Raw genomic sequence first — 2,123 nt, 5'->3', positions numbered from 1 at the left:
GGCATGAACGGCATGTCCTCGGTCGCGAGGATCTTGCCGATAACACCCTTGTTGCCGTGGCGACCGGCGAGCTTATCGCCGTCCTGGATCTTGCGGCTCTGCGCCACGTACACGCGCACCAGCTCATTGACGCCGGGAGGCAGATCGTCGTCGTCCTCGCGCGAGAACACCCGGATGCCGATGACCTTGCCCGATTGACCGTGCGGCACCTTCAGCGAGGTATCGCGCACCTCGCGCGCCTTCTCACCAAAGATCGCGCGCAGCAGCCGCTCCTCCGGAGTCAGCTCGGTTTCACCCTTCGGGGTGACCTTGCCGACCAGGATATCGCCATGGCGGACCTCGGCACCGACCCTGACAATGCCGCGCTCGTCGAGATCGGCGAGCACTTCGTCGGAGATATTGGGGATGTCGCGGGTGATCTCCTCCGCACCGAGTTTGGTGTCGCGGGCATCGGTTTCGTGCTCCTCGATGTGGATCGAGGTCAGCACATCCTCCTCCACGAGACGCTGCGACAGGATGATCGCGTCCTCATAGTTGTGGCCTTCCCACGGCATGATCGCCACGAGCAGGTTCTTGCCGAGCGCCATCTCACCGTTGTCGGTACAGGGCCCGTCGGCAAGCACCTGACCGGCCGCCACGGCTTGCCCCTCATCGACGATCGGGCGCTGATTGACGCAGTTGCCCTGGTTCGAGCGGGCGAATTTGCGCAACCGGTAGCTCTTGCGGGTGCCGTCATCGGCCATCACGGTGATGTAGTCGGCCGAAACCTCCTCGACCACACCGCCTTTCGCGCTGACGACCACATCGCCCGCATCGACGGCCGCACGCAACTCCATCCCGGTACCCACGATCGGGGACTCGGAACGGATCAGCGGAACGGCCTGACGCTGCATGTTCGCACCCATGAGGGCACGGTTGGCGTCGTCGTGCTCGAGGAACGGAATCATCGCGGTCGCGACCGAAACCATCTGACGCGGCGAGACGTCCATGTAGTCGACCTCGTCCGGGGGGACGAATTCGATATCTTCGCCGTGGCGTCGGGCCAGGATCTTGTCCTCCAGGAAATGTCCGTCCGTGCCGAGCTGCGAGTTGGCCTGTGCACGCACATACCGTTCCTCCTCATCGGCGGTCAGGTACTCGACGTCATCGGTGACCACGCCGTCGACCACCTTGCGGTACGGCGTCTCGATGAAACCGAACGGGTTGACCCGCGCGTACACCGACAGATAGCCGATCAATCCGATATTCGGACCTTCCGGGGTCTCGATCGGGCACATCCGGCCGTAGTGGCTGTGGTGCACATCGCGCAGTTCGAGGCTGGCGCGCTCGCGGGACAGACCACCCGGGCCCAGCGCCGAGAGGCGACGCTTGTGGGTCAGACCCGAGAGCGGGTTGTTCTGGTCCATGAACTGCGACAGCTGCGAGGTTCCGAAGAACTCCCGGATCGCCGCGGTGACCGGGCGGATATTGATCAGGGTCTGCGGCGTGATCGCCTCGACGTCCTGGGTGGTCATCCGCTCGCGAACCACCCGCTCCATGCGCGAGAAGCCGACCCGGATCTGGTTCTGGATCAGCTCGCCGACGGCTCGCGTACGTCGGTTGCCGAAATGGTCGATATCGTCGACCTCGACCGGCACCTCAACGCCGCCGGGCGCCGTCATGGTCTTATCGCCCGCGTGCAGGCGGACCAGGTACTCGATGATCGCGACGAGATCTTCCTCGGACAGCACCAGCGCCGCGCCGGAGTCGATGCCGAGCTTTTTGTTCATCTTGTAGCGGCCGACGCGCGCCAGGTCGTAGCGCTTGTCCTTGAAGAACAGGTTCTCCAATAGCGCCTGCGCGGACTCCTTGGTCGGCGGCTCGCCCGGACGCAGCTTGCGGAAGATATCGAGCAGTGCGTCATCGGTGCCGGCCGTATTGTCCTTCTCCAGGGTCGACATCATGATCTCGGAGAAGCCGAAACGCTGGGTGATCTGTTCGGTGCTCCAGCCGAGTGCCTTGAGGAAGACCGTCACGGGCTGGCGGCGTTTGCGGTCGATGCGCACACCGACGGTGTCGCGCTTGTCGACATCGAACTCCAGCCAAGCACCACGCGACGGAATCACCCGCACACTGTGCAGATC

General features: G+C 64.0%; 1 protein-coding gene. It reads right to left on the bottom strand.

Going from position 1 to position 2,123, the window contains the following annotated elements:
* On the bottom strand, window positions 1-2,123 hold a 2,123-nt coding region (gene rpoB / locus ACWEO2_RS44225; RefSeq protein ID WP_452410865.1), incomplete at both ends, for a DNA-directed RNA polymerase subunit beta.

This window comes from Nocardia sp. NPDC004278, from assembly GCF_053602975.1.
The sequence above is the reverse complement of the archived record's forward strand: the minus strand, read 5'-3'. Positions and strand labels throughout refer to the sequence as shown.